This is a genomic window from Arenibacter arenosicollis (genome assembly GCF_014397245.1).
Classification (GTDB): Bacteria; Bacteroidota; Bacteroidia; order Flavobacteriales; family Flavobacteriaceae; genus Arenibacter; species Arenibacter arenosicollis.
Genome location: NZ_JACLHY010000037.1, coordinates 1 through 25,134, shown reverse-complemented (window position 1 = coordinate 25,134; position 25,134 = coordinate 1). Strand labels below are relative to the sequence as shown.

The window sequence follows — 25,134 nt, the reverse complement described above, 5'->3', positions numbered from 1 at the left end:
CTCAACACCATACAATTTATTACAACACAAGTTTGCTTTTATAAATGATATATTCTAAGAGTATGTGACATACGTTTACAAAGGATTACATACCGTCAGCAAATCGTTTTGTTATCTAGTGTAAAGTACCACGTTTACTAATGGTGATGTACAGACACGCTATTGTTTATTGGGATGAACTTAATTGAAGACCAATAAAAAAAGTAACTATGAAATATGAACATTAGATTGGAAGGATTTATTAAATGGGGGTTTAACAAGATAATGAAGCCCATAGTGACTGGGTGTAAAGTGATGATCAAAATTCAAAGGGCAATCTAATATGACAGGAGAAACCTTATGGATTATTGACGATGATATGGTATCCCAGTTTGCAATCAAGTATAAGATTGGTCAGTCGTACCCTGGCTATAAAGTAATTACCTTCTATACAGTGCAAGAGGCTTTAACCTGCCTAAGAGAATGTTCGAAAAGTAAATTGGAAATTCCTCATAAGGTAATATTGGATTTAGGCCTGCCGGTTCTAACTGGATGGCACTTTCTGGAAGAGCTGGAAAAAATTCATGGGTGCATTTGTCCATTCGATATTTATATCGTCTCCGCATTTTCCAATTCAAAGGACCGTCAGCGTGCCAAATATCATTCATTGGTAAAGGGCTATTTTGAAAAACCATTGGATAAAATAGCTGTGGATAAAATTTTTATGTAGGGATAGCATGATCATGGATTAGGGAATTCTTTTCTCCATTGACTCTAAAGTGATACCTAATCCTTCCAATCTTGAAGTCGATCTAGGTATAGATAACTTTCTACAAATTTTCTATGTTCTGGACTAGTCATTTTTTCCAATAGATTTAGAGCTGAAATATAACTTGCCAAATTACCGTTTGAGGAACTGAATTTCCCGTCCTCGACAAATGTTACCAAGCTGTCGTTCTGTACTTTTAATTTAGGATAGTCTATTTGCAATTGTTTGCCCCCACCAATCCATGTTACGATTTTCTTGCCTTCCGCAATTCCTGATTCTCCAATTAATTGAGCTCCGGCACAATTGCTTACCATGTATTTAGTTTCTTTATTTCTCTCTTTTATGAAGGCCACAATTTTTTCGTTATGGACTTGGGCGTACATATCGTAAGCACTGGGCACGAACAAAGCAGTTAGTGGAGGGCAGTTTTCGAATGTATGGTCGGGAACGAACCGCATACCTTCCTCTGTTAAAATGGGACTTTCGGTTTCAGCAATAGAAACCACATTAAAAAGCTGTTTACCGTCCACACTTGGTTTAGCAAAAACATTGGAAGTTGCAATTACCTCACCCTGAAGCACTCCATTGTACATAAGAAGTCCGATTGTGGGTAATTCCGCTTGGAACGGTTTTAGGTGTTTGGTCAAGGTGTCTCCAGTAATTTCTTGATCCTGAATATTCTGGGATTGATCGATGAATTTTGATTCTTCATTTTTACAGCCTCCGATGAATGTCAATTGGATAATTAAAAATACAACATGCTTTTTCATACGGTTTTATTTAATCTATTGTTTTTCATTAGGTTTAATAATCATTCTAAAATTTTGATCTTTATAAATGTAGTATCCTATCCAATTGATCAATGTGCTTAATCTATTTCTAAAATTTACCAAACCCATAATATGTACCAAAATCCATATTAGCCAAGCTATAAATCCTTTTATAAAATAGTTTTCATTAGGTAAATCAAAAACCGCCTTATTCCTTCCTATTATTGCCAAAGAACCTTTGTTCTTGTATTGAAAAGGTCGCCATTGACTTTGGACCTTCTCCAAGTTAATGGCAAGGTTATTGGCTTGTTGTATAGCCGGTTGCGCCAATTGAGGATGGCCTTCCGGGTATTGATTATCCCCTGAAACCAATGCACAATCACCCAAAGCGTATATATTATCGTAACCTTGGACCAAATTATAAGGGTTGGTTTTTAATCTTTTCCCTTTTCCAAAGCTATCCGATGAAAAACCGTCAAAGGCCCTAGCTGTTACACCTGCTGCCCATATTAAATTTTTAGTTTCAATTTTACTGCCATCGGATAGGAGAACTACATCGTCCTTAAAATCTTGCACCAAACAGTTAAGTTTGATTTCTACGCCTAATTTTTTTAGTTTATCGTAAGTATAATCTTGAGATTTTTTGGACATAGTGTTCAAGACCGTCTTCTGCCCGTCAATTAGATATATTTTTCCTAAATCATTTTCATCCAATTCGGGATAATCTTTTTTCAAAATGGAATTTTTCATTTCCGAAAGAATACCTGAAAGTTCTACTCCTGTTGGTCCTGCACCAGCGATTACAAAGGTCAGTAACCGTTTTCGCTGTTCTTGGTCATGGTACCTCGTAGCTCTGTCCAGCCGTGTAAGAATTGTGTTTCGCAGGGTTAGGGCATCACTAATGGTCTTCATTGGTAAACTATTCTTTTCAATATTTTCGTTGCCGAAAAAACTGCTTTCAGTACCTGTGGCCATCACCAATATATCGTAGGACAATTCACCATTGCTCAGTATAATTTTGTTTTCACTGGGAACAACTTTGATTAAACTTCCTAGCCGAAACCGCGTGTTTTTTAAGTTTCTCAGTATTTTTCTAAATGGGTAACTAATGGCAGAAGGTTCCATAAACCCCGTTGAGACCTGATATATTAAAGGAGGAAAGAAATTATAATTGTTTGCATCCACTAGTATGACATCGTACTTTGAGGAATTACCAATTCTTTTAATCAACTCTAGACCTGCAAAGCCTCCACCCACAATTACAACTGTCTTTCTCATTGTTCTAAATTAATAAGGCAAAGATCCCGCTTTTCCCTTAGATTAATCTTGAACTGGTTCAAGAATTATTTTTTCTTTTCAATTTACTTATATATTCTGCCGAAAGCCCCAAAAAGCTGGCCACCAAATATTGGGGAACACTATTGACAAAACCGGGAAAGGCTTCTTTAAATCTAAAATATATTTCCTCTTTTGAATAGCTGAACATGTAATTTATGCGGTTCAAGGAGGCACCGTAAGCTGTTTGATAAATATTTCTGAAATAAGTTTCCATTTTAGGGAATCGCTGCAATAGTTCTTCTTCCCTTGTATGACTTATGTGAAGTAGTGTTGAGGCCCTAACCGCTTGAATATAACACTCGGAGGTACCGTTGTTGTGATATGCCAAATAATCGGTAATCCACCAATTTTCTATAGCAAATTGTAAAGTTTGTTCCGTACCATCTTCATTTATAACGTACAATTGAACACAACCATTTAAAACAAAATAGTGATCAAGCTGGTTGTTTCCCGCTTTGTAAAGATGTTCTTTTTTTTTGACTGTTTTCGTTTCAAAATACTTGGCAATTTCTAGAAACTCATTTTTGTCAATTGCAGTGTATTTATTTATGTGCTCGAAAAGTTTTTGCATTTTATTTGGTACAGCTATTGTCAAAGTTAGCATAATTAAAACTTTAAGTAATACCACTTCAATTTTTAGGTTTTCATTTCATGGAATGAATTACTAAGAATAAATGAACATATACTACTTCACCAAATTCTTAAACCACGAATATTTTATTTTACACAACATTTAATGCACCGTTTACATCATTTATTATGGCAAGGAATGCCAATATAGTACCTTGACCCTTAGTTAAATCAATGTATCCCCCATGATGAAATTGAGATGTATAATAGTGGACGATTCGTTCTTGCAGCGAACTGCAGTATCCCGATTAGTGAACAATCATCCGAACTTGGCAATGGTAGCCGAATACAGTAATGCCATTGAAGCAAAAAATGGTCTAAAAAACAATGAAATCGATCTTATTTTCCTCGATGTGGAAATGCCCATCATCAGTGGTTTTGATCTTTTGGAATCTTTGGACAACCCACCACAGGTAATTTTGATTACCGGTAATCCGGATTATGCACTCAAGGCTTTCGATTACAACGTAACCGATTATCTTTATAAGCCCATTTCCCTAGCTCGATTTGATGCCTCCGTAAAAAGGGCCGTGGCCAAATATGAGCAGATTAATAAATTGGATGAAGATGAGGAGTATATCTTCGTTAAAAGCAACCTTAGACAGCGAAAAGTTGTTCTTAACGACATTAATTGGGTCGAAGCTCTGGGCGATTACATTAAATTGGTAACGACTGAAGGCAATGTCGTTATCCTTTCCACCATGAAATCTTTTGAACAAAAGTTACCGAAGGAGAAATTTCTAAGGATTCATAAATCCTATATAGTTAATTTGGAAAAAGTTGAAAAGTTCAACAGTAAAAAAGTTGAAGTAGCTGGCACAATGGTGCCACTGAGCAGACACAAAAAAACGGAATTGGCCGAGGCGCTTTATAATGTTTAAATTGTAGGGCCTAATGTGTAGTATAAAATATCGGGGGGCATACCCCCGATATTTTTTTATGTCATTTTAATTATTTGTTCATTTTGTAGAAGGAAAACTTTTACATCATTGTTTGATCAGGGATAATTCTAATCTAGTTTTCTATTGGTAGAGGCTCGGTAAGGCGAAAATTTTCAAATGTCTTACCTTTCAAATGTTTTTGCCATTTTTCGACCAATGGTCGTTCAAGTTTAAACTCACGAAATTCGTCCGGGCTCATAATCGGTATTCCTTTTACTATCGGGTATAATCGATTACAGGATGAGCAGACAAAAAAGCCTTCCAATATATTATCATTTACATCTTTTGTGATTTCTGTTAGACTAATGTCCGCTTTGTCAAATGGACAGCAAAGTTTATGGATAGTTTCTATTTTCATTTTTTATTTAATTTTTCTAAATATTTTCTAATGGATTCATTGGGTTTGTTTGTACTCATAACACCTGATACCACGGCAATTCCTGTATATTTAAGTTCATCTAGTTGATGGATGTTTTCCGGTTTTATTCCACCAGATAAATAGATGGGTAATCCATAGTTTCTTGTGGTATCATGGATGGTACTAAAATTTACAATTTCACAACTGTTGGCCGTTTGTGAAGGGAATATGGAACAGAATGAGATATAGTCGAGTTTGTTCCTACTTGCCCATTCCACGTGGGTTAGATCATTGTTGCACGTAAGTCCGCTTATAAAAGGTTGGATAACGCTTCCTTTTATTTGTGTATAATTCTCTGGGATTACGTCAAAATGCACTCCATCCAATAAGGAACTATTGAGCAGTTCCCATCTATTGTTTACCAATATTGGAACATTTTTAGCATGGCATTGTTCGCAAATCTTATTGATCAGTTCAATTATGTTTTGGTCATCTTTAAAATTATCCCAAATCTGAACAGCAGCGAGTTTTTCTCTTAGACATAATTTTAATTTATTCAATAGAATTGATTCGTCCATCGAAGGGTCGATAATCAAATAGATACCGGAACCCATGGTTCTTTTTTCACTCCCAATTATTTCCATCCCGAATTGAATGCTTTAAAAAATGCCGCCCAGTATGGGTCGTTCTCATTGTACAATAAGTCATTTGCTATATCATTTGTAATGAGTTTTACACCTTCGTGCTTATGGACTATTTCACCCACTTTTGAGCAGAAGATATTTTCCTTGGCCAGGCGATTGATAACTTTTTTTGCACTTCCTTTTTTACAGGCGATGATCATGGAACCAGCACCAATACAGTAACGGGGATCTAACGAAAACAAGTGACAAACTTCATTTTGTAGATTGCCAATGGGTAGTTTGTCATTATATATAAAAGCTCCATTGTCGGAGGCAATTGCCAATTCATATATTGCCCCCAAAACCCCTCCCTCCGTAACATCGTGCATGGCGGTTACATCGTTATGTTCGCGGTTTTGTCCTACTGCGGCCAGAGCGTCCTCAAGGGAAGATGTTTGATAAAAAGTGGCGCATGCCAGTTGTTGCACTTCAGGACCCAGTTTGTTCTTGACCGTTTCAGGAAAGCACATGGCAAGTATTGCAGTCGAAGAAATAGCACATGATTTGGTCACAAGGACCACATCGCCCGGCTTAGCATATTTAGAAACCAACATGTTATTTTTAGGAGCAATACTAATAAATGTACCACCCCCTGCTATGGTCGAATTTTGTCCTTCGATAAAACCAGTATGCCCACCCGTAATGGCAATTCCGATTTTGGAACAAAAGCGGTGAATATAATCCCAATATATTTGAAAATCGGATTTCGAAAAAGTACTCGGTAGATTTAGAACAAACTGCCCATACATGGGGGCATATCCCGTTGTTGCCATGTCATTTGCCATCAATTGAACGGATAGCCAAGCGGACTCTTCCAAACCCATGCTTGGAAGCAGGGTCAGCGGGTCACTGGTCATGGCCATGGCCATTGTTCCGGGCAAATCTACAATGGAGACATCAACACCAAATTCAGGACCAATGCTTACTTCCTCCCTATTCAGACCACATTTATTATTGATAAACTGCTCAAATACATGTGGGTCTATTTTCCCAAGTTTCTCGCTCATTTATTTTACGTCGTTTAGTTTGATGTACAATCCGAAAAAATCCCCGAAAGGTAGACTCCATTGTTGAAACGGAAACCATTTAGGTAGGCCCGTACATGTCCATTCAATGGAGTAATCGCGTCCTTGAAGAGCCTCTTCTATAATTTTGGTAAGTTTTTCCGGCGTATAGAAGGTAGCGGTCAAATAGAAAGGATTCATGCCAAATACTTCTTGTATCCTTCTTCTCACCACCTTGGTCGAATTTCTGTTCATCATTCCCATTGCAATTCCATATTTCCCAACACGTGCAGCCTCACGAATTACTTGCACAGGGTCCTTGTAATATTCAAATGTGGTAATAAATGCAAGGGAATCAAAGGTGTGGTCTTTAAAAGGCATATGATGAGAGTCGGCCATAACAAGGTCGCCGTCAAATAAGTGTACCGCCTGGGAAAGCATAAGTGGTGATATATCACCACCAGTTGCCTCTATGCCTATCTCTTTCCACCAGCGGGTAAAACGCGTTGTGCCACAGCCAAATTCCAATAATGTTTTAACACGTTTGTCTTTTGACACTAATTGTTCCATCACTTTTTTCTGCCATATTTCGGCTCGCTTGTATCTGCCTTCATACCATTGTTCGTAGGTATCGGTATGTTCTCTGTTAAAAAACCATTCTGGTCTGTTTTGCCAATTTTGGTCTTCCTGAGGAATAAGTTCTGAAGTTGTCTTTTGTATTTCCATTTTATATGTTTTAAAACAAAAACTCCATTCTCTGGAGTACCAAGGAATGGAGCCTAAAATGGAATATTTTAGTTTGCATCCCTACGTTGGCATTATCCAAATCAGGTTTCGGGTATTATCTCAGCTTGGCTTTAACCAGGCACCCCGTGCTTTTGTGTTGATAAATGTACGATAAAAATTTAAAATTATTAGCTATACTAAAAGTTTCAAGAAGGTAAGTTTAGGTAGTTAAGTTTCTATTGAGAGTGCCTATAAGAATTGTACATATAAGACTTCAATCACACACTACAAATCAGTGCTAATGGCATCATAATATATTTATTTACAGTTATTGGATTGCATTTCGATAAAATTTGATATCAAAAAAATAGTGAGCCTAATGTGAGCCTTCCTTTTTATTAACTTTAAGTACAGAGAAGGAGATTATGGCCAAATATTTGAAAAGCTTTACCAACCATGTATGGGATGAGGCCAATGAGCTTGTTCTTTCTAAGTGGGTTTCATATAAAAAAATGGCGTTGAACTATTCAAAAACCGTTATCTTCAAAACATCTAAATTTACATATTGACTTTTTGATAATTTCTGTTTTATTCTGAAAGTTTAATGTAAATTTCTCCTTTTGTGTATCTTATTAATTTAGTTCTAAGTGAGCGAAACCTAGGACGCACAAATGGATTTTAAAAATGTAGTGTTTTTTTATTTTAATTAAGATATGAATCGTAATACATAATTAATTTGGGATTTGGAAAAGTAAGATTATTAAAATTCGAAGTATCTTACCACTCTAAAAATAAGCTATTTGAATATATTTGAAATTATTGGGTGGACCGGATCTGCTCTATTTATTATTTCATACTTCCTATTGAGCACTAATAGACTGAATGCTCAAAGTATTCTTTATCAATTAATGAATGTGGCAGGGGGCCTGTGTTTGGTTATTTGTGCATTTGACACAAAAGATAGGCCTAATCTTTTTACCAACCTGATATGGATGTTTATCGGTATTTATGCCACTATCAAAATTATCAAGAGGAAAAAGGGTTAATTTTAGGATTTGATGGTTGTTCCAATATGTAAGATATCAAAGGCGGCCTGTTTATACCGTTCCAATTTTCTTGTTTCCTCATCCTTGGGGTCAAATAGGGAAAGATAGTAGTAAGCCCCTTCAACAATTACAAATATTAAATCAGCTGTTTCTTTCGGATTACCAATGTTCACCTCTCCATTATTTTTGGCCTCTTCTATAACTTCTGCCAGCAATAACCTTAAATAATCGTGCAGTTCCTTATATGCTAATTTTATTTTTTCATCCCTAAAAATTAAGGCGAAACAACTATAGAAAACCCCGTCATCTACAAGTTCGTTCCATTCTCTGGAAAACAAATTATTTATAATGCTTACCAACCGGGAACCCTTTCTTTCTTTATTATATTCAGAAGTATAAAGCTTTTTGTAGCGCTCCAAAATAAAATTTATCAACCCAAACAGAAGTTCCTCCTTGGATTTGAAATAATGTAATACCAAACTGGTGTTTACATCCATTTCCGTAGCCACTTTGGCTAAAGAAACATTCTCTAGCCCTTCCCTTTTCGCCACCTTGTAAAAGGCTTCGATAATTTCCGATTGTCGTTCTTTCTTTAAGCTTTTTCTTCCCATCAGCTGCACAAGTTAATATAATCTTAACAATAATAATACAAAAATTTTAAATTGATCGACCATTCAATCAATTTATTTTATTACTTTGGCTTTTCGTTATTCCGTTTCATGGGAATAAACGATTGATTTAACCAAAACCAAATAGTTTAAATTTTTAATTCGTTTTTATGAAAAAAGAAAAAAGCCATTGCTTTGTCAAAAGCAAGCTATTACTTAAAATCTTGATCGGTTTTGTCTTTATGCTATTTACGGGGCAGCACTCGTTTGCCCAGGTCAGGGCAATTACCGGATTAGTATTGGATTCTGAGACCAACCAACCGTTACCTGGAGCAAGTGTATTGGTAAAAGGAACATCAACAGGAGTAGTTACCGATTTTGATGGCAATTTCAGTATTGAGATTCCGTCCGGGGAAGCCGCTCTAATTATTTCCTATGTGGGTTTTGAGGCCCAGGAAGTTACGACCAAGGGCAAATCTACAGTCAATGTTTTATTGATCCCGGATTCCCAGACCCTGAATGAAGTCGTTGTAGTGGGTTACGGAACGCAGAAGAAAATTAATCTTTCCGGCTCAGTAGCGGTCGTGGACATGAAAAAATTAGAGGATAGGCCTATTGCAAATGTATCCCAAGGATTACAAGGCACAGTGGCCAACTTAAATATTTCCTTTGCCAATGGGGCTCCTGGGGGTACGGCTAGCATCAATATTCGGGGCTTCACCTCCATTAATGGTGGTAGCCCGTTGATCATGATAGACGGTGTACCTTCATCGGAAGGCGATCTTACACGTATGAATCCCAACGACATTGCTTCAATTTCCGTATTAAAGGACGCTTCCTCCGCTGCTATTTACGGTGCTAGAGCGGCTTTTGGGGTAGTTTTGGTTACCACCAAGGAGGGAGGGCAAAGTAAAATCACCTATTCAAACTCTTTTATATGGGGCAAACCGACTATCACCCCAGACCCCATAACGGATCCATACATTTTTTCGAGGTTGCTGGATACGTCAACTAATAATACGCCTTGGGATTATGTTAATTATTCCGATGAAACTTACGCCTGGGCCAGAGATCGTTCCAATGACCCAACAGTACCAAATGTAAGGTTGGATCCCCAAAATCCCAACCGTTGGCAATATATGGGTGATACCAATTGGAACGAGTACTTTTTTAATAGCGCTGCTTTCTCACAAAACCACAATATTTCTATTAGTGGGAAAAAGGAAATAGTAGACCCCAATAGCGAAAAAAAGGAGATTATAAGTTACTATGTTTCCGGAAACCACACTCTGGAAAACGGATTAAATAGGTTGGCGGAAGATTCATGGGAGCGTAATGCAATTAGATCAAAAGTCTCGATAACGCCTTATTTGTGGATGGATTTTGAAAATAATACCTTTTTGTCTTTCACGAATAGAAACTTGCCAACCTATGGAATAACAAATATTTATAATATAAGGCCCACCGAAGTTGTAAAAAATCCAGATGGGACATGGGCAAATACGGATGCCGGCTATGCCGCAGCACGAATGATCGATGGTGGTAAAACCGCCATTACAGAAACAGGAATTCAAACCACGAACAAGCTAAACCTTTATTTATTTGATAAGGCCTTAACCCTTACTGCGGAACACACTTTCAAAAAGGATTTTGATCGTAGGCATTGGGATGGTACCAAATATAAAATAGGTTATGGCCCCAACGATGTTAGGGAACAGGTAAGTGAAGATTATGCCTATGAATCCTTGGGTGAGAATAAATACAATGTTATCAACCTTTATGCGACCTACACCAAAGAAGTCAACAAACACAATTTTACTGCCATAGCCGGTTACAATAAAGAGGTAAATGAATATGAATGGTTCTCGGCCAATAGGGATGATCTTATTTCATCAGATCTCCCAAACCTTGCTTTGGCCACTGGGGAGCAAACGGTTGGTTGGGCCTATTCCGACTGGGCGTTGAACGGTGTTTTTGGAAGATTGAACTATATCTATAATGAAAGTTATATTTTGGAACTCAATGGTAGATATGACGGTTCTTCAAGATTTCCAAAGGAAGATAGATATGGCTTTTTCCCATCGTTATCGCTGGCATGGATCGCGAGCAAAGGTTTTAGTCAGGAAATAAGCGATGTAATAAATCATTTGAAATTTAGGATTTCCAGAGGATCCTTGGGAAATCAAAATGTGGGTAATTACGGGCATATCAACACTATGTCCACGGGACAATCCGGGTATTTAATAGATGGCGAATACCCCAAAACCGTTTACGCTCCTGGATTAGGTATAAACCCAAATACCTACACCTGGGAAAAAGTGGTTACTACCAATTTCGGAGTGGACCTGGGTTTCTTTGATAATTCCCTGAACCTTTCTTTGGATAATTATATAAGAAATACGATAGGGATGCTTACACCAAGTCAGGAATTACCTGGAGTACTGGGCACAGACCCACCCAGCGCCAATGTTGCAGACCTTCAAACCTATGGATGGGAATTTACACTTGGATATAAAAACAGTCTAATTTTGGGAGGAAGTGCATTTGATTTTGGCAGTTCATTAATTCTATCCGACAACGAAACAACGATTACTAGATTTGATAATGACGGACAACTCTTTTCCCAATGGAGAAAAGGGGCTAAAGTTGGTGAGATTTGGGGATTGGAAAACGATGGCTTTTTTCAAAACGAGGAGGAGATAGCCAATCTGGATGAATCGGCTATAGTTCCTTGGGGAGCCCTATCCATTGTACCCGGATGGCCCAAATATGTTGACCAGGATGGTGATGGTAAGATATTACGCGGTGAATCTGCCAATGACCCCAAAGACCTGAAATTAATTGGGAATTCCAGCCCTAGGTATCAAATAGGCTTCAATATGAACATGGCCTGGAAGGGTTTTGACGTCAGTGGATTTTTACAAGGCGTTGGCCGAAGGGATTATTATCCAACCAATTACCTGTTCTGGGGTCCATATCAGCAACCTTATGCCAATATGTACAATCATCTATTGGATTTTTACAGAGGTACCGCCGATAACGACGCTTTAAGAGCCCAACACTCACAATCCTATATAGATGCAGGTTTGGCCGATGCCAATATCGATGCGGAATATCCCGTTTTACAAAGCTGGTTGGCCGATTCCAATTACGGAGCAGGTCTGGATATTCCCCAAACCAAATATTTAAAAAGCGCTGCTTATTTACGGCTAAAGAATATAACTATAGGCTATGCCTTGCCAAATGATTTACTCAGAAAAATGCATATATCAAAATTGAGATTTTTTATAACGGGGGAGAATATATACGAATGGTCATCCATAAAAAAGCATATAGATCCTGAAGCAACTGGTAGTAGAGGATATGCATATCCCTTTCATCGTAAGTTATCGGTTGGTATGAATCTTACTTTTTAAATGGTAGAACAAAAAAAATAATACAATGAAAAATAGTTATAAATTAATATTAGTCTTTTTCTTGGCACTTGCGGGTTGCAACGATGATTTTTTGGATACCAATCCCGAGTCATCATTGGCCAAGGACAATTTCTTTAATTCGGAATCTGATCTACAATTGTATATCAATGGCCTTCACTCCCTTCCGGGGTACGGAATGTTTTTAGGAGATCAGGGAACAGATGACATGGCAACCACGGGCGCGGTAGAAATCAAGAATATAATCATTGGTAGCCCAAGTTCGGAAAACATTAGCACTGGCTGGTCTTGGAGCCGTTTAAGGAGTATCAATTTTTTTCTCGAAAATTTTGTAAAGGCCGAAATAGAAGCAGATGCCAAATTACATTTTGAAGGACTTGGAAAATATTATCGGGCAGAATTTTATTTCGATAAAGTTAAAAGGTATTCAGATGTTCCCTGGTATTCAAAAACTTTGGACCCCGAAGATGAATCCTTATATAAACCAAGAGACCCAAGAGCGTTGGTAGTGGATAGTATTATTGGCGATATTCAATTTGCTTCCCAGCATATCAAGGAAGAGGTCGCATATGGTAACATAGACAAGTGGTCAGCGATTATGCTACAAGCAAGAATTGCATTATACGAGGGTACCTTCAGGAAATATCATGCTGAACTAAATTTACAAGGTACTGCAAATGAATATCTTGAAATGGCTATGAATGCGGCAAAGGAATTGATGGATTCAGGAAATTTTGCAATCTATAATACAGGTAACCCGGATAAAGACTATTCGGCCTTGTTTAATTCTGAAGATCTGTCGGGAATTTCCGAGGCAATCCTCGTTAACGTTTATGATGTTGATAAAAAGAAAACAAGTGGTAACGGCACGGTCTTCGGTAACTATGAGCAAAGTGCCTCCAAGGCCTTGATGGACTCTTACCTAATGTCCGATGGTACCCGATTTAGTGAACAAGTAGGATCGGATACCTTCACTTTTGTAGAGGAATTTCAGAATAGGGACCCACGTCTTTCACAAACTTTTGTCTATCCTGGTTGGATAGCCGCGGGTAGTACAAATCCATATGTATTGGAATTGAACAAAAATTTCACCGGATACCATCAATTGAAAGGTTATAACAATACGGTGGAAAGTGCAGGGGTCGATGTTGCCGTTTACAGGTATGCCGAAGCACTCTTAATATATGCAGAAGCAAAGGCCGAATTGGGGACTATTGAACAAAACGATTTGGATATAAGCATAAATAAGTTGAGGGCGCGGGCCGGTTTGCCCAATTTGGATTTATCTATAGCCAATGGCAATACAGATCCAATTTTAGAAGATAATTTTCCAAATGTTTCAGGTAGCAACAAAGGGGTTATTCTCGAAATACGTCGGGAAAGACGTGTAGAATTTGCTGCAGAATCCTTTAGGTTTGACGATCTCATGAGATGGCATGCCGGTAAGATTTTGGAAATAATCCCACAGGGCCTATATTTTTCAGGACTTGGCAAATATGATATGACAGGTGATGGTGTTGTGGACATCAGTATTATTTCCAGTAGTGAAGATATTCCATCACCAAAAGAAACTAATTCCCTAGGGGTTGATCTAATTTATTACAAGGCAGGCTTCTTTGGCGATAGTAGGGCAAGTTTATTTTTGTCCAACGGAACTTCGGGGAACATGGTCACTTCGGTAGATCAGCCCAACTTTGTCGAACCCAAATACTATTATCGCCCTATACCTGCCCACCAAGTTGCGCTTAACCCACAGTTGAAACAAATAATGGGCTGGTAAATAATTCCATAAAAATCAATCATAACAATAAACCAATGAAGACTATAAAATCCATAATACTTTTATTTATTTTCCTTATAAGTTTAGGCTGTGAGCAAGACGTAACCCATTACGACTTTGAAAAATACAAGTTTGTATCCTTCATAGCAACTCAAATAACAGTGCTGGAAACATATTCCACAGATAATGGCGAAGCATATCCAGTTTACCTTAGATATGATGGCAGTGTGTTGGAGGAGGATTTCACGGTCAGCGTCAAGATTACGGAAAATAATGCTCAAAAGGACATTGATTACAAGGTAGAGAATACAACTGTCACCTTTAAGGCCGGGGAAATAAAATCGGAGCCATTACTCATAAATATTGTGGACAATTTATTGAACAGTGATCAGGAAAGAAGTTTGACCATTGAAATAGAAAGTGTAAGCAATCCGAAGATTGATATTGGTGTCGGGATTGTAAATCAATCCAATAAATCGGTTACCTTAAAAATTACAGATGATGAATGTAGCGAGACTATAAGTATTTTCAATTCTCCAAATTTAATGAGTTCAGCAGGTAACCAAACCGTGATCGGCACGGTGACGGATTCTATGGTTACTTTAACGGGCAACCTCATTGATTACGGGGCATTTCCGAATGCCAGCCTAGGAATAACCCTTACTCCAACCGTGGAAGGAGGCACGGCCGGTGCGGCTACATTTGAAAATTACCCGGCAGGAACTGATAATGATGGCTATGTTTATGAATTTAGGCAAAATGGATCGGGGACCTATAATATTTGCGCTGGAGAAATTACAGTAGCTATTGATGTTTATTATGAATCCGGAGGTTCCTGGGTTTTTTGGTATACCTCCCAAAATGTAATTACCATTCCTTAATAAAAAGTTGATTGAGTTAGTTTTTGTTTTCGAAGATGTGGTTTCCTGGGAAATCACATCTTTATCGTTGATAAATGAATTCAAAGCACTAAAAAATATAATATAGGAGGTAATTTACCTTTGGTTCAAAAAGGTATTCCAATACGGTAATCAAAAACAGTAATTATTTAATACAATAAGAATATAAAAATGATAAAAACAATACAGTATTTAGCAATAATAGGCTGTTTCAGTTTTATGGGAATTGCCCAAAACAAAAACAATCCAAAAGTTGTCTTTGTAATTGTAGATGGAATCCCAGCTGATGTTATTGAAAAGATTCCGACCGCCAATTTGGATATCATATCCCAGGTAGGTGGATATACCCGTGCCTATGTAGGGGGCGAAAAAGACGGATATTCCCAAACACCTACCATATCCGCAGTAGGTTACAACAGTTTACTTACTGGTACCTGGGCCAATAAACACAATGTATGGGGAAACGGTATTAAAGATCCCAATTATAATTATTGGACTGTTTTTAGATATGCCAAGGAATACCGTCCCGAGTTGAAAACTGCGGTGTTCTCCACATGGGAAGACAATCGAACCAAATTGGTAGGGGAAAACCTTAAGGAGACCGGAAATCTTAAACTAGATTATTACTATGATGGTTTTGAACACGATACTATAAATTTCCCGCATGATGAAGACCGTTCCTATATTAATAAAATAGATGAACATGTGGTAACGGAAGCTTCCCGATATATCAAGGAAGAGGCCCCAGACCTTTCATGGGTATATTTGGAATATACAGATGACATGGGACACAAATTTGGTGATAGCGATCAATTTTATAATGCTGTTAAAATAATGGACAATCAAATTGGCCAATTGAGGAAAGCCATGCAGTACAGGAAGGATACTTATAACGAAAACTGGCAAATATATATTACAACGGACCATGGTAGAACCAAGGAAAATGGAAAAGGACATGGTGGACAAAGTACCAGGGAGCGTAGCACATGGATTGTTACCAGCGCACAAGGGTTAAATTCGTATTTTGAAAGAGCGGAACCAGGGGTTGTAGATATATTGCCGACGATATTGCGTAATATGGACATCCATCCAAAAAAAGAACAATTATGGGAAATTGATGGCGTACCATTAACAGGTCCTATTTCAGTTGCAAATGCAAAGGGTGTTCTTGAAGGGAATAAAATTGAGCTTACTTGGGATGCTTACGAGAAGAGGGGCAATCTTAATATTTGGATTTCCTCCACAAATAATTTTAACCAAGGAGGCCAAGATGAATATCGATTACTAAAAAAAGTCAAAATTAAGTCGCAAAGGGCCTTTCTAGACCTATCGGGATATCCCTCAAATTTTAATAAGATAATTCTTGAAGGCAAAAATAATGCTATAAATTCATGGGTAATCAAGAAATAACCAAAACATAGAAACATATTAATAATGAAGAGCAATTCACTTTACTATTTTGGTTTAATTTTTTTTATCCTTGGTTGTAAGACACAGGAACCACCGACCACCTTTAAGGTCATGGCCTGGAACATTTTGCACGGGGGCAACGATATTGCCAACGGCTCCCAAAATGTTGTGAAGATAATAAGTGAAATTAATCCAGATGTACTGTTGATGGTGGAGACCTATGGTTCCGGTAAAATGATCGCTGATTCTTTGGGATATAATTTTCATTTGATAGCTCCCGAGGGCACTGCTACGGACGACAAGGGTGTTAATCTATCCATATTTTCCAAATATCCCTTCGGAGAGCGAATCGATACCGGTTTCCCGTTTTATTTAGGAGGGCGAGAGATATTGATAAAAGGACAAAAAGTACGTGTTTTTTCCAATTGGTTCCATTATTTACCTTGGGCGGACGAGCCCGAAAATTTGGGAAAAACTACAGCAGAGCTCTTGGAATGGGAAAAGACGGAAACCAAATATGAAATGATTCAAAAAGTACTTCCCCACCTTGAAAAATATGCTTCAGAAGCCAATACTATACCAATGATTTTTGGTGGTGATTTAAACACGCCTTCGCATTTAGATTGGGGAGAGGAGACTAAAAAAAATCACAATGGGCTGGTGGTACCTTGGTATTCCACCAAAATCTTGGAAGACATTGGGTTGATCGACACCTACCGGACCTTGAATCCTAATCCGATTAGCCATCCTGGGACTACATGGCATACCAAGGGCAGGAACGATAATCATAGGATAGATTATATATTTTACAAAGGTGCAAGACTAGAGGCTATTAAATCTGAATCTTATAAAGTGTTTTTTGCAGAGCCTTTTTCTATAAATGGAAAGATGATTACCTATCCATCCGATCATGGGTTTGTTGTCACCACTTTTAGAATATATATTCCCGATTGATTAATATTTGAATTTAAAATTGTTGACTCTGAATATCTAAATTCCTTAGTTTTTTTACCGGTATGTAGTTGTCCGAATAACGTATCGTCCATCGACAATAAAGATAATATTATCTCAGGAGATAATAGGAACTATGAAATTCACCCCTAGTGCTTTTTGAGTTGGTTTCATAAAAACAATGCTCTTAGTTCATAACCCGTAATGGCCGATCTGTTGGTTCAACAATTTTCTTTCTGATTACGAAATCTCCAAAATGCTCCTCCCCTAACCTATCCTGGGCATATGCTTCTATAATCGGCTCTAATTCCTCTAAAATATTTTCCTCGGATAACATTTCCTTATATAGGGTATTTAATCGGTCACCGTTGTGGCTTGCACCCATGTACATGTTGTATCTACCAATTGCCCTACCCACAAAACCTATTTCCCCTAGTGATGATCTCGCACAGTTATTTGGACAACCTGTCATCCGAATATTGATTTCATCGTTCTCCAGGCCATTATTTCTCATAATTACCTCCAGTTTATCTATTAAGGAAGGAAGGTAACGCTCTGCTTCGGCAAAAGCCAATCCACATGTGTTCAATGCTACACAGGCCATGGAACTCTTGCGCAGTCCCGTTAGTTTAGGATGATTACCTACGCCATACAATTCCAAAATGGCTTCAATGCCCTTCTTTTTGCCTTCCTCTATATTTCCAATAATGAGATTTTGGTTTCCAGTTAGACGAAAATCCCCTGTGTGAATTTTGGCAATTTCCCTTAAGGCCTTTTTCAGTTGATAATCATTTTCATCCCTTACTCTGCCATGTTCCACAAACAAGGTATAAAACCATTTATTATTGATTCCTTTAACCCAACCATATTCGTCTCCGTTTGATTTGAATCGATAGGATTTCGGTTTGGCCAGATTCCACCCCAATCGGTTTTGAAGTTCCGTTACAAACCATTCCAGTCCCCTGTCGTCTATGGTATGTTTTAATCTCGATAACTTACGGTCAGATCGGTTGCCGAAATCCCTTTGGATAGCTATAACGGTTTCAGCTACTTCAAACACTTTTTCTTTTGGAGAGAAACCTATAACATCGGCCAGGCGAGGATAAGTTTCCTGAACTCCGAACGTACTGCCTAATCCACCTCCTACACAAATATTAAATCCCAATACTTTGTTGTTTTGCTCAATGGCAATAAGTCCTAGGTCATTCGCAAAAACATCAATATCATTATTGGGCGGAACGGCTATGGCTATTTTGAACTTTCTTGGAAGGTAGTTGGGCTGGTACAAAGGTTCAAAATCTGGAGTTCCCGCCACTTTTTCCTTGTCCAACCATATTTCATGGTACGCCGTGGTCTTTGGAAGAAAATAATCGCTTAACTCTCCTGCAAGTCCGTACACTTCTTCATGGATTTGGGATTGGTAAGGGTTAGGATTGCACATAACGTTCCTATTCACATCGCCACAAGTAGCTAGGGTACTCAGTAATGTTTCATTGATGGCCTTAATAGTGGGTTTCAAATTACGCTTTAATATCCCATGAAACTGAAATGACTGCCGGGTAGTTAATTTAATGGTGCCATTTCCATGTAAGTCCGATAGTTCATCGAGGGACAACCATTGTTGAGGGGTAGTTACCCCTCCAGCAGCTCTTACCCGAACCATAAACTGGTATAAAGGTTCCAATTTCTTCTGCTTTCGTTCGCTCTCCAGATCTCTGTCGAATTGCTGATATGAACCGTGGTATTTTATAAGTTTGACATCATCGGGAAATAAAGCTCCCGTCAAAGGATCTTTTAGACTGTCCTTTATGCTTCCCCTTAGAAAATCACTCTTGTCCTTGATATGTTCATCTTCTGATAATTCCTTGTAATTCGATTGTTTTTCCATAAATACATTTTCCTTCACATTATAGCTCACTTGAAGCTATCTTAATAGATATCTGCTTGATAACGATTGGCAATTTGAAGATTTTTAACATACTCCTCTGCCTTTTCAATAGTTATTCCTCCCTGTTGCTGTATAATTTGTTTTAAGGCAATATCCACGTCCTTGGCCATTTTTTGTGCGTCACCGCAAACGTAAAAATGCGCTCCTTTTTCCAACCACTCAAAAAGCTCCTTGCCGTTCTCCAACATTCTGTGCTGTACATAGTATTTTTCTTCCTGGTCCCTCGAAAAGGCAACATCTGCCTTGGTCAATACTCCCTCCTTCATATATTGTTGCCATTCTGTTTGATACAGGAAATCTGTCGTGAAATTCCGGTCACCAAAGAAAAGCCAGGAAGGTCCTTTTCTTTCCAATACTTCCCGCTGTTGCATAAACGCCCTGAATGGTGCTACCCCAGTTCCGGGACCGACCATTATAATTGGTGCCTCAGGATTTTTGGGTAGTTTGAAACGTGTATTTTTATCCACAAATATCTTTACCTTATCTCCAATCTCAAGCCTATCTGCCAGGGTGGATGAACAATGGCCATCCTTATTTCTGCCAAATGCGTTATAACGGACAACCGAAACCAATAGATGTACTTCATCCTCCACCACTTCCTGTGCCGAAGCAATGGAATACATTCGCGCTGTATTTTTTCGCAAAACAGAAATCAGTTCTTTAGAAGATAATTTATAGGGTACCTCGTTTATTAAATCCAAGAAGTCACGTCCAGAAAGGTATTCCTGAAGTGCAATTTTGTCTCCAAGGATTTTCTTTAGCCCTTCATCCCCAGTTAATTCTGCATATCCGGAAAGCGTGGTTTTTGATAGTGGGGTAAGTTCATAGTTATACACTAGTGCATCATATAGGGTTTTGTTACCTTCATGGGTTTCCACTTCCTCCTTACCTGATGAATTTATGGATTCCAACACTGACTGAACTAGTTTAGGGGAATTGGCACCATAAACCCCCAATGCATCGCCTGGCTCATATTTTATTCCAGACCCTTCCAGATCTAATTCCAGGTGGATGGTTTCCTTAGAGGATCCTTTTCCATTTAGGTTAATTTTTTCAAGAATGGTGGCTTCAAAAAGATTTTTTCTGGAATATTGGGGGCCATTGACCTGGTTATTGGGAAGATCCTGCACTTGGAGGGCGATATTCTGGCCATTGGTCTGAATTATAGCGGTTAGAAACTTCTTTTGCCAAGTCTCCGCTTCATCTGCATAATCCACATCGCAATCTTGGCGAGGAACAATTTTCTGAGCGCCCAATTTTTCGAGTACGGCCTCGAAATCCTTACCTGTCTGGCAAAAGTCTAGATAACTGCTGTCACCTAGGGCCAAAACCGAAAATTGTACATGGGCCAGGTTCGGTGCCTTTTTGCTGTGAAGGTAATTGTAGAAGTCCTCAGCCTGTACCGGGGGTTCGCCCAATCCATGGGTGCTCACGATTACTGCCAATTTTTTGATGCCCTTAAGTTCCCTTGTTTTGAAGGAAGCCATATCGGAAATCACAGCATCAATTCCCATATCCTTTGCACGTGCATGGAGATCCTTGGCCAAGCTTTCACTGTTGCCAGTATGGCTCCCGAAAAGGATATGCACTTTTTCGGCTTTAAGCTTACCATCAACGTTTGGGTCCGAACCTAAAGGAAGACTTTCCACAGTGGTTTTATTCAATGATGTTTGGATAAGTCCTTCAAAATAACCACTGAGCCATTGAAGTTGTCCAGAATCAAGTCCGGACAAAGCTATCTTGAGTTTGCCTGCTTGATCATCGTTGAACGGTCCCCTACCCAATCCCTTTTTTAATTCCATGCTATTAGATAAATTATAATTATTTGTTGGGCTGGGGAGTATATCGCAAGTAGGGTTTAACAATACGATGACCTTTAGGATATTTGGTTTCGACATCCTCTTGCTTCACTCCAGGTGGAATAATTACATCCTGTCCAACTTCCCAATCCACTGGGGTGGCGACATTATGTTCTGCTGTAAGTTTTAAAGAGTCTACTACTCGAAGAATCTCAGCAAAGTTTCTCCCCGTCGAGGCAGGATAGGTTATAATTGCCTGTACCTTCTTGTCCGGACTAATAAAATAAACAGATCTTACAGTGGCAGAGGTAGAGGCATTGGGGTGGATCATATTATAAAGGGTAGCTACATTTTTGTCTGTATCAGCTATAATAGGGAAATCCACGTTGCAGTTTTGGGTTTCGTTGATGTCCTTTACCCAGCCAAAGTGCGTGTCCAGGTCATCAACACTCACTGCAAGCACCTTGGTTTTTCTATTTGCAAAATCTTCTTTCAACTGTGCGGTCCTACCAAGTTCCGTGGTGCACACAGGGGTGTAGTCAGCCGGGTGTGAATATAGTATCCCCCAACTATTGCCCAGCCATTGGTGAAAATCTATATCACCCTCTGTGGTCTGCGCCTTAAAATTCGGTGCATCGTCGCCAATTCTCAAACTCATATCATATATTTTTAAAGTTATACATCAAGGCGGCTTGCCAATATTATTGCTGCCTTTCCAAAACAAATTTACAGGGGTTTATGATCAATCGCCAATTGCAAATATTAATTTACGATAACCTAAGGTTATGAAGCTTGGGAAGGATACAGTGAGAAGTTAATTTAAATAAAGAATACAGTGTTGGAAAATAGAGGGTATATTATTATTCAATACAATAACTACTAATAATTAAAAATTATGGTTTCGACTTAAAAATTGTATCAACAATGAGGATAACCCTCCTTCTGGACCTTGGGGAGTTATAAAGTAGAATTGCCTGTGGATAGGTAGCTTTTTAATCTCTATGATCTTTAGGACACCACTTTTAAGCTCCTTAATGATGGCGTGTAATGAAACGAATGCCATACAATCCGAGTGTTGTAGGTAGGATTTAATTGCTTCCGTACTGCCCAATTGCATTTCTACTTTTAGGTCGGCAAGTCGGATTCCTTTTTGCTTTAGGGCATCGGCAATGACTTCCAAGGTCCCTGATCCAGGTTCCCTTAAAAGTAGGGGAATGTTTTTCAGGTTTTCCGGTCTTATCTCCTCTTTCGAAGCCAATGGATTTTTACTGCCGCATACTAGGACGATCTCATCCTTTAGAAATGGGGTATAGTGGATTTCACGTCTTTTGGACTTGCCCTCAACAACGCCAAGTTCTATACTCTTGTTCAGCAGGGCCAGCTCTATTTGTTCCGAATTACCACTGAGCAGCTCTACTTTCACATCTTGATGGATGCTGTGGAACCGTGCCAGTAGTGGCGGTAATATGTACTGGGTAATTGAAGTGCTGGAACCCACATGAAGAACACCTTTAAATGCCTCATTGAACTGGTTTAGGTCAAATTCTATTTGCCGGTAGATCTCTTGTATGTTTTCGGTATGTTTCAGAAGTACTTCTCCAGCAGGAGAAAGAACAACCTTGTTTCCCCTTCGATCGAAAAGTGCAAGATTAAATTGGCTTTCCAGCTCCTTTATATGTTTGGTGACTGCAGGCTGGGATATCAATAATTCTTCTGCGGCCTTAGTAAAATTGAGCCTTCTAGCAACCGTATAAAATACTTTTAGACGAAAATCGAACATATACAATATTACTCATATTTTTAGTATGGAAAACTGCTGCATTAAAAAATTGACAGGAAGATGTAATTGGGGGGCTTAAAAAGATTATTGTAAAGCTCGAAAGATTAGGGAAGTCCTGTTCCTGTTCAATCTCTTTAATTTTTGCAATCCATTTTGGATAAAGGCATTTTGGAGGTATATTGGATATTATCGATATTTATATAATCAGTGCCTGTTTCGTTAAGTTCTCCAAACCCCTCTATCAGCTGCCCATCCTTATGTAGGAATGCCATTTTTCTCTCGCTAACCACCCCCTCGGAAATAAAGGTGTAGGTCCCTATGAGTTTATTACCTTTTAATTTACCTGAAAATGTGCCATGATTGGCGTCTTTTTCATTGTAGGAAATATCCAGATTCGCCTTTATACTATCTTCAATTTCTGTAATATCCATTACTACTAGATTCCCATTGTCGTTATACCCATAGCATCCAATACTTAATTCTGTCGAAGGGGCCTTCTCCAATATAGTAGAATTTACATCTTCACCAGATCGATCGATCTCTGATTTGGATTCCATCTTACAGGAAACTGTGATCATAAATATTAAATATATTAAAGCTGTCTTTATCATATTCAAATTGGTACACATTTCAGAAAGTATTTTTAGCTGTCAAATGCTGGAATATATAATTAAAGGTCTATTGTGTTATTTTCTTAAATCTCATCATTGGTATTTCCCCAATCATTAAATAAAGCTTGCCCTCCCTATCCATACCAATGGTATTTATGTTCTTCATCATTTTCAAAAATTGTTGCTCACCATCACCACAGAACATCATGGTGGTAGGCCCTGGTTCACCTATGTCAATGTTATCTCCTTTTATTGTGAAATCGGCACTGTAACCGTTACAGCTGTTATTTCCAGTAATCTTTCCTGTGGCCTTGTTAAATGAGATTACCGGTTTCCTGTCAGGATACAGACCATTAAAGGCAATCCGTGTTCCGGAAATATACTCCAATTCCCATAATGAATTGTAAAGGTCATTGTTGCTGGCGTTTTTGGTACTTGTACATGAACCAATAACCATAACTAAAAAGGTTGAAATTAAAATGTAATTCTTTTTCATCTATTTACTTTTTGATCAAATTTTTTCGAAAATTACCGGTGATGATGAGTGATATCATTATCAATATGGATACCCCCAAAATTATGCCAATATTAAATAAAGCACTTTGAATACCTATTTCAGGGATATTAAGAAAAGGATAAGGATAATACCCGGAAATATATCCCCTTGAAAAAATGAACGTAATATATACCATTGGATAGAGTAACCAGTACAGGACTGATTTTGTTTCTAGGTCATTTTTATTGGAATAACGGAACCAATATATTAAAAGGTAAATAGGGATAACCGTATGCAGTAATTCATCCACCACAAATTGTAAGCCTGTAGGATTCCATATATGTCGCAAACTAACCTGATAGACCAAACCCACAATTAATATAAACGTGGTTAAAGCCGTCAAGGCTCCATCGGATATAAAAAGGTTAAGGGGATTCTTTTTCGAATTGATATAGGACATTGTAAAATATAGCGCTACCATTATATTGGTCAAAATAGTAAAAAAACTAAAAAAACGAATAATGGTTTCGGGAATCCCCGCTTGTCTATTTAATATTAATAAAACAAATTGGCCAATTAGCGCGAACCAACACATAATTAGTCCTATAGCTATTAATTTTCTTTTCATATACCTTGAATTACAGAAATCTGGAAACGATAAATTATTGGTTATAAACCAACATTTTATCATATAAATATATAAATTCTGAAAATTTAGACAATATGGAAAATGAATCAAGGATATTTATGGCAACTGGATTTGTGACCTTAATCCTTTGTTTTGAACCTTAGTATTTCCTTCCACCCCATGGTTGCAGAATAACCTTGTAAATGGGCATCGTGGGAATGATAATATATATTCTTTTTCAAATCGAGTATTACTGGCCATTGAATATCGTCCACTCCTTGACCCAAAACATTTACAATCGACGTTTCCACAAATTCGGTACAAATGGCCCCCATCAACCTGATTTCATCATTGTATCCAGGCCCTGATAAGCCAATATAAAAATGTGCCGGCTTACCGGAAAACGAGCACAGAGGTCGTGATAAATAAACTGGAGTTCAGGATAAGCTGTAGTTGGAAAGTCCACCATTTCAACGAAAAAACACGGATTTATTGTCGATTAAACAGAATAAATAACAATATTTGGAGTTAAAGTATCATACCTAA

The 25,134-nt window shown here is 38.2% G+C and carries 24 protein-coding genes and 1 riboswitch; of the genes, 8 read left to right on the top strand and 16 right to left on the bottom strand.

What is annotated here, in order from left to right; translation table 11 throughout:
• The first annotated feature begins 322 nt into the window (after positions 1-322).
• Positions 323-709, top strand: coding sequence for a response regulator (locus H4O18_RS21050; RefSeq protein ID WP_187588367.1), 387 nt, complete (start codon positions 323-325; stop codon positions 707-709).
• A gap of 56 nt (positions 710-765) precedes the next feature.
• On the opposite strand, the gene H4O18_RS21045 is transcribed toward H4O18_RS21050, so the two are convergent.
• Genes H4O18_RS21045 through H4O18_RS21035 form a run of 3 tightly spaced genes read right to left on the bottom strand, consistent with a single transcriptional unit; the run spans position 766 to position 3,427 of the window.
• Positions 766-1,518 (bottom strand): DJ-1/PfpI family protein, encoded by a 753-nt coding sequence (locus H4O18_RS21045; protein WP_187588365.1) that lies wholly within the window; start codon positions 1,516-1,518, stop codon positions 766-768.
• A gap of 15 nt (positions 1,519-1,533) precedes the next feature.
• The gene (locus tag H4O18_RS21040; protein ID WP_187588363.1) at positions 1,534-2,796 is read right to left on the bottom strand and encodes an NAD(P)/FAD-dependent oxidoreductase; all 1,263 of its coding nucleotides are present in this window, start codon (positions 2,794-2,796) and stop codon (positions 1,534-1,536) included.
• 58 nt (positions 2,797-2,854) lie between these two features.
• Positions 2,855-3,427: a Crp/Fnr family transcriptional regulator gene (locus tag H4O18_RS21035; protein ID WP_187588361.1), complete on the bottom strand. Its 573-nt coding sequence runs from the start codon at positions 3,425-3,427 to the stop codon at positions 2,855-2,857.
• Between the two features lie 247 nt (positions 3,428-3,674).
• Here H4O18_RS21035 and H4O18_RS21030 point away from each other — a divergent pair, with 247 nt between their 5' ends.
• Positions 3,675-4,367, top strand: a complete 693-nt coding sequence (locus H4O18_RS21030) for a LytR/AlgR family response regulator transcription factor (RefSeq protein WP_187588385.1) — start codon at positions 3,675-3,677, stop codon at positions 4,365-4,367.
• A 133-nt stretch (positions 4,368-4,500) separates the two neighbouring features.
• On the opposite strand, the gene H4O18_RS21025 is transcribed toward H4O18_RS21030, so the two are convergent.
• From H4O18_RS21025 to H4O18_RS21010, 4 genes are read right to left on the bottom strand one after another with little or no spacing between them, the layout of a single operon-like run.
• The gene (locus H4O18_RS21025) at positions 4,501-4,785 is read right to left on the bottom strand and encodes a Trm112 family protein (RefSeq protein WP_187588359.1); all 285 of its coding nucleotides are present in this window, start codon (positions 4,783-4,785) and stop codon (positions 4,501-4,503) included.
• Positions 4,782-5,429, bottom strand: a complete 648-nt coding sequence (locus H4O18_RS21020; RefSeq protein ID WP_187588358.1) for a thiamine phosphate synthase — start codon at positions 5,427-5,429, stop codon at positions 4,782-4,784. Before H4O18_RS21020 ends, H4O18_RS21025 begins: the two co-directional genes overlap by 4 nt.
• The gene (locus tag H4O18_RS21015) at positions 5,420-6,475 is read right to left on the bottom strand and encodes an AIR synthase family protein (RefSeq protein WP_187588356.1); all 1,056 of its coding nucleotides are present in this window, start codon (positions 6,473-6,475) and stop codon (positions 5,420-5,422) included. Before H4O18_RS21015 ends, H4O18_RS21020 begins: the two co-directional genes overlap by 10 nt.
• Positions 6,476-7,198, bottom strand: a complete 723-nt coding sequence (locus tag H4O18_RS21010; protein ID WP_187588354.1) for a class I SAM-dependent methyltransferase — start codon at positions 7,196-7,198, stop codon at positions 6,476-6,478.
• A gap of 61 nt (positions 7,199-7,259) precedes the next feature.
• Positions 7,260-7,355: riboswitch (TPP riboswitch) on the bottom strand.
• 643 nt (positions 7,356-7,998) lie between these two features.
• Here H4O18_RS21010 and H4O18_RS22615 point away from each other — a divergent pair.
• Positions 7,999-8,244 carry a CBU_0592 family membrane protein gene (locus H4O18_RS22615; RefSeq protein ID WP_425489143.1) on the top strand — a complete coding sequence of 82 codons (246 nt, stop codon included), beginning with the start codon at positions 7,999-8,001 and terminating at the stop codon, positions 8,242-8,244.
• Between the two features lie 2 nt (positions 8,245-8,246).
• Here H4O18_RS22615 and H4O18_RS21005 read toward each other — a convergent pair whose 3' ends face one another.
• A complete protein-coding gene (locus tag H4O18_RS21005; RefSeq protein ID WP_187588352.1) occupies positions 8,247-8,855 on the bottom strand; it encodes a TetR family transcriptional regulator in 609 nt (202 codons plus the stop codon).
• A gap of 167 nt (positions 8,856-9,022) precedes the next feature.
• Between H4O18_RS21005 and H4O18_RS21000 the strand changes: the two genes are divergently transcribed.
• The 5 genes from H4O18_RS21000 (at position 9,023) to H4O18_RS20980 (ending at position 17,329) form a co-directional block, all read left to right on the top strand.
• Positions 9,023-12,268, top strand: coding sequence for a SusC/RagA family TonB-linked outer membrane protein (locus tag H4O18_RS21000; RefSeq protein ID WP_222942490.1), 3,246 nt, complete (start codon positions 9,023-9,025; stop codon positions 12,266-12,268).
• A 25-nt stretch (positions 12,269-12,293) separates the two neighbouring features.
• Entirely contained in the window at positions 12,294-14,066 is a 1,773-nt protein-coding gene (locus H4O18_RS20995) for a RagB/SusD family nutrient uptake outer membrane protein (RefSeq protein WP_187588350.1), read from the top strand.
• Positions 14,067-14,101: 35 nt separating this feature from the next.
• A complete protein-coding gene (locus H4O18_RS20990) occupies positions 14,102-14,947 on the top strand; it encodes a DUF1735 domain-containing protein (protein ID WP_187588348.1) in 846 nt (281 codons plus the stop codon).
• Positions 14,948-15,136: 189 nt separating this feature from the next.
• Positions 15,137-16,375, top strand: a complete 1,239-nt coding sequence (locus tag H4O18_RS20985; protein WP_187588346.1) for an alkaline phosphatase family protein — start codon at positions 15,137-15,139, stop codon at positions 16,373-16,375.
• Between the two features lie 24 nt (positions 16,376-16,399).
• Positions 16,400-17,329: an endonuclease/exonuclease/phosphatase family protein gene (locus H4O18_RS20980; RefSeq protein WP_187588344.1), complete on the top strand. Its 930-nt coding sequence runs from the start codon at positions 16,400-16,402 to the stop codon at positions 17,327-17,329.
• A gap of 184 nt (positions 17,330-17,513) precedes the next feature.
• Here the strand turns inward: H4O18_RS20980 and cysI are convergent, their stop codons facing one another.
• The 8 genes from cysI to H4O18_RS20940 all read right to left on the bottom strand — a co-directional run bounded on the left by cysI (position 17,514) and on the right by H4O18_RS20940 (position 24,923).
• Positions 17,514-19,214, bottom strand: coding sequence for an assimilatory sulfite reductase (NADPH) hemoprotein subunit (gene cysI / locus H4O18_RS20975; protein WP_187588342.1), 1,701 nt, complete (start codon positions 19,212-19,214; stop codon positions 17,514-17,516).
• A gap of 41 nt (positions 19,215-19,255) precedes the next feature.
• The gene (locus H4O18_RS20970) at positions 19,256-21,076 is read right to left on the bottom strand and encodes an assimilatory sulfite reductase (NADPH) flavoprotein subunit (protein ID WP_187588340.1); all 1,821 of its coding nucleotides are present in this window, start codon (positions 21,074-21,076) and stop codon (positions 19,256-19,258) included.
• A gap of 19 nt (positions 21,077-21,095) precedes the next feature.
• Positions 21,096-21,731, bottom strand: a complete 636-nt coding sequence (locus H4O18_RS20965) for a peroxiredoxin (RefSeq protein WP_187588338.1) — start codon at positions 21,729-21,731, stop codon at positions 21,096-21,098.
• Positions 21,732-21,959: 228 nt separating this feature from the next.
• Entirely contained in the window at positions 21,960-22,853 is an 894-nt protein-coding gene (locus H4O18_RS20960) for a LysR family transcriptional regulator (protein ID WP_187588336.1), read from the bottom strand.
• Positions 22,854-22,987: 134 nt separating this feature from the next.
• A complete protein-coding gene (locus tag H4O18_RS20955; protein ID WP_187588334.1) occupies positions 22,988-23,431 on the bottom strand; it encodes a hypothetical protein in 444 nt (147 codons plus the stop codon).
• 100 nt (positions 23,432-23,531) lie between these two features.
• Complete coding sequence (locus H4O18_RS20950) at positions 23,532-23,960, bottom strand: META domain-containing protein (protein ID WP_187588332.1); 429 nt, start codon at positions 23,958-23,960, stop codon at positions 23,532-23,534.
• A 4-nt stretch (positions 23,961-23,964) separates the two neighbouring features.
• Positions 23,965-24,588 (bottom strand): Pr6Pr family membrane protein, encoded by a 624-nt coding sequence (locus H4O18_RS20945; RefSeq protein WP_187588330.1) that lies wholly within the window; start codon positions 24,586-24,588, stop codon positions 23,965-23,967.
• Between the two features lie 140 nt (positions 24,589-24,728).
• On the bottom strand, positions 24,729-24,923 hold the full coding sequence (locus tag H4O18_RS20940) for a hypothetical protein (protein ID WP_187588328.1): 195 nt from the start codon (positions 24,921-24,923) through the stop codon (positions 24,729-24,731).
• Between the last annotated feature and the right edge of the window lie 211 nt (positions 24,924-25,134).

Coding starts and splice junctions, on each gene's coding strand:
- H4O18_RS21005 (WP_187588352.1), bottom strand. CDS start 8,855: ATGGGAAGAAAAAGCTTAAAGAAAGAACGACAATCGGAAATTATCGAA.
- H4O18_RS21000 (WP_222942490.1), top strand. CDS start 9,023: ATGAAAAAAGAAAAAAGCCATTGCTTTGTCAAAAGCAAGCTATTACTT.
- H4O18_RS21015 (WP_187588356.1), bottom strand. CDS start 6,475: ATGAGCGAGAAACTTGGGAAAATAGACCCACATGTATTTGAGCAGTTT.
- H4O18_RS20960 (WP_187588336.1), bottom strand. CDS start 22,853: ATGTTCGATTTTCGTCTAAAAGTATTTTATACGGTTGCTAGAAGGCTC.
- H4O18_RS20965 (WP_187588338.1), bottom strand. CDS start 21,731: ATGAGTTTGAGAATTGGCGACGATGCACCGAATTTTAAGGCGCAGACC.
- H4O18_RS20995 (WP_187588350.1), top strand. CDS start 12,294: ATGAAAAATAGTTATAAATTAATATTAGTCTTTTTCTTGGCACTTGCG.
- H4O18_RS21045 (WP_187588365.1), bottom strand. CDS start 1,518: ATGAAAAAGCATGTTGTATTTTTAATTATCCAATTGACATTCATCGGA.
- H4O18_RS20940 (WP_187588328.1), bottom strand. CDS start 24,923: ATGGGGGCCATTTGTACCGAATTTGTGGAAACGTCGATTGTAAATGTT.
- H4O18_RS21020 (WP_187588358.1), bottom strand. CDS start 5,429: ATGGAAATAATTGGGAGTGAAAAAAGAACCATGGGTTCCGGTATCTAT.
- H4O18_RS21035 (WP_187588361.1), bottom strand. CDS start 3,427: ATGCAAAAACTTTTCGAGCACATAAATAAATACACTGCAATTGACAAA.
- H4O18_RS21030 (WP_187588385.1), top strand. CDS start 3,675: ATGAAATTGAGATGTATAATAGTGGACGATTCGTTCTTGCAGCGAACT.
- H4O18_RS20970 (WP_187588340.1), bottom strand. CDS start 21,076: ATGGAATTAAAAAAGGGATTGGGTAGGGGACCGTTCAACGATGATCAA.
- H4O18_RS20945 (WP_187588330.1), bottom strand. CDS start 24,588: ATGAAAAGAAAATTAATAGCTATAGGACTAATTATGTGTTGGTTCGCG.
- H4O18_RS21010 (WP_187588354.1), bottom strand. CDS start 7,198: ATGGAAATACAAAAGACAACTTCAGAACTTATTCCTCAGGAAGACCAA.
- H4O18_RS20980 (WP_187588344.1), top strand. CDS start 16,400: ATGAAGAGCAATTCACTTTACTATTTTGGTTTAATTTTTTTTATCCTT.
- H4O18_RS20955 (WP_187588334.1), bottom strand. CDS start 23,431: ATGATCACAGTTTCCTGTAAGATGGAATCCAAATCAGAGATCGATCGA.
- cysI (WP_187588342.1), bottom strand. CDS start 19,214: ATGGAAAAACAATCGAATTACAAGGAATTATCAGAAGATGAACATATC.
- H4O18_RS20950 (WP_187588332.1), bottom strand. CDS start 23,960: ATGAAAAAGAATTACATTTTAATTTCAACCTTTTTAGTTATGGTTATT.
- H4O18_RS21040 (WP_187588363.1), bottom strand. CDS start 2,796: ATGAGAAAGACAGTTGTAATTGTGGGTGGAGGCTTTGCAGGTCTAGAG.
- H4O18_RS20985 (WP_187588346.1), top strand. CDS start 15,137: ATGATAAAAACAATACAGTATTTAGCAATAATAGGCTGTTTCAGTTTT.
- H4O18_RS21025 (WP_187588359.1), bottom strand. CDS start 4,785: ATGAAAATAGAAACTATCCATAAACTTTGCTGTCCATTTGACAAAGCG.
- H4O18_RS20990 (WP_187588348.1), top strand. CDS start 14,102: ATGAAGACTATAAAATCCATAATACTTTTATTTATTTTCCTTATAAGT.
- H4O18_RS21050 (WP_187588367.1), top strand. CDS start 323: ATGACAGGAGAAACCTTATGGATTATTGACGATGATATGGTATCCCAG.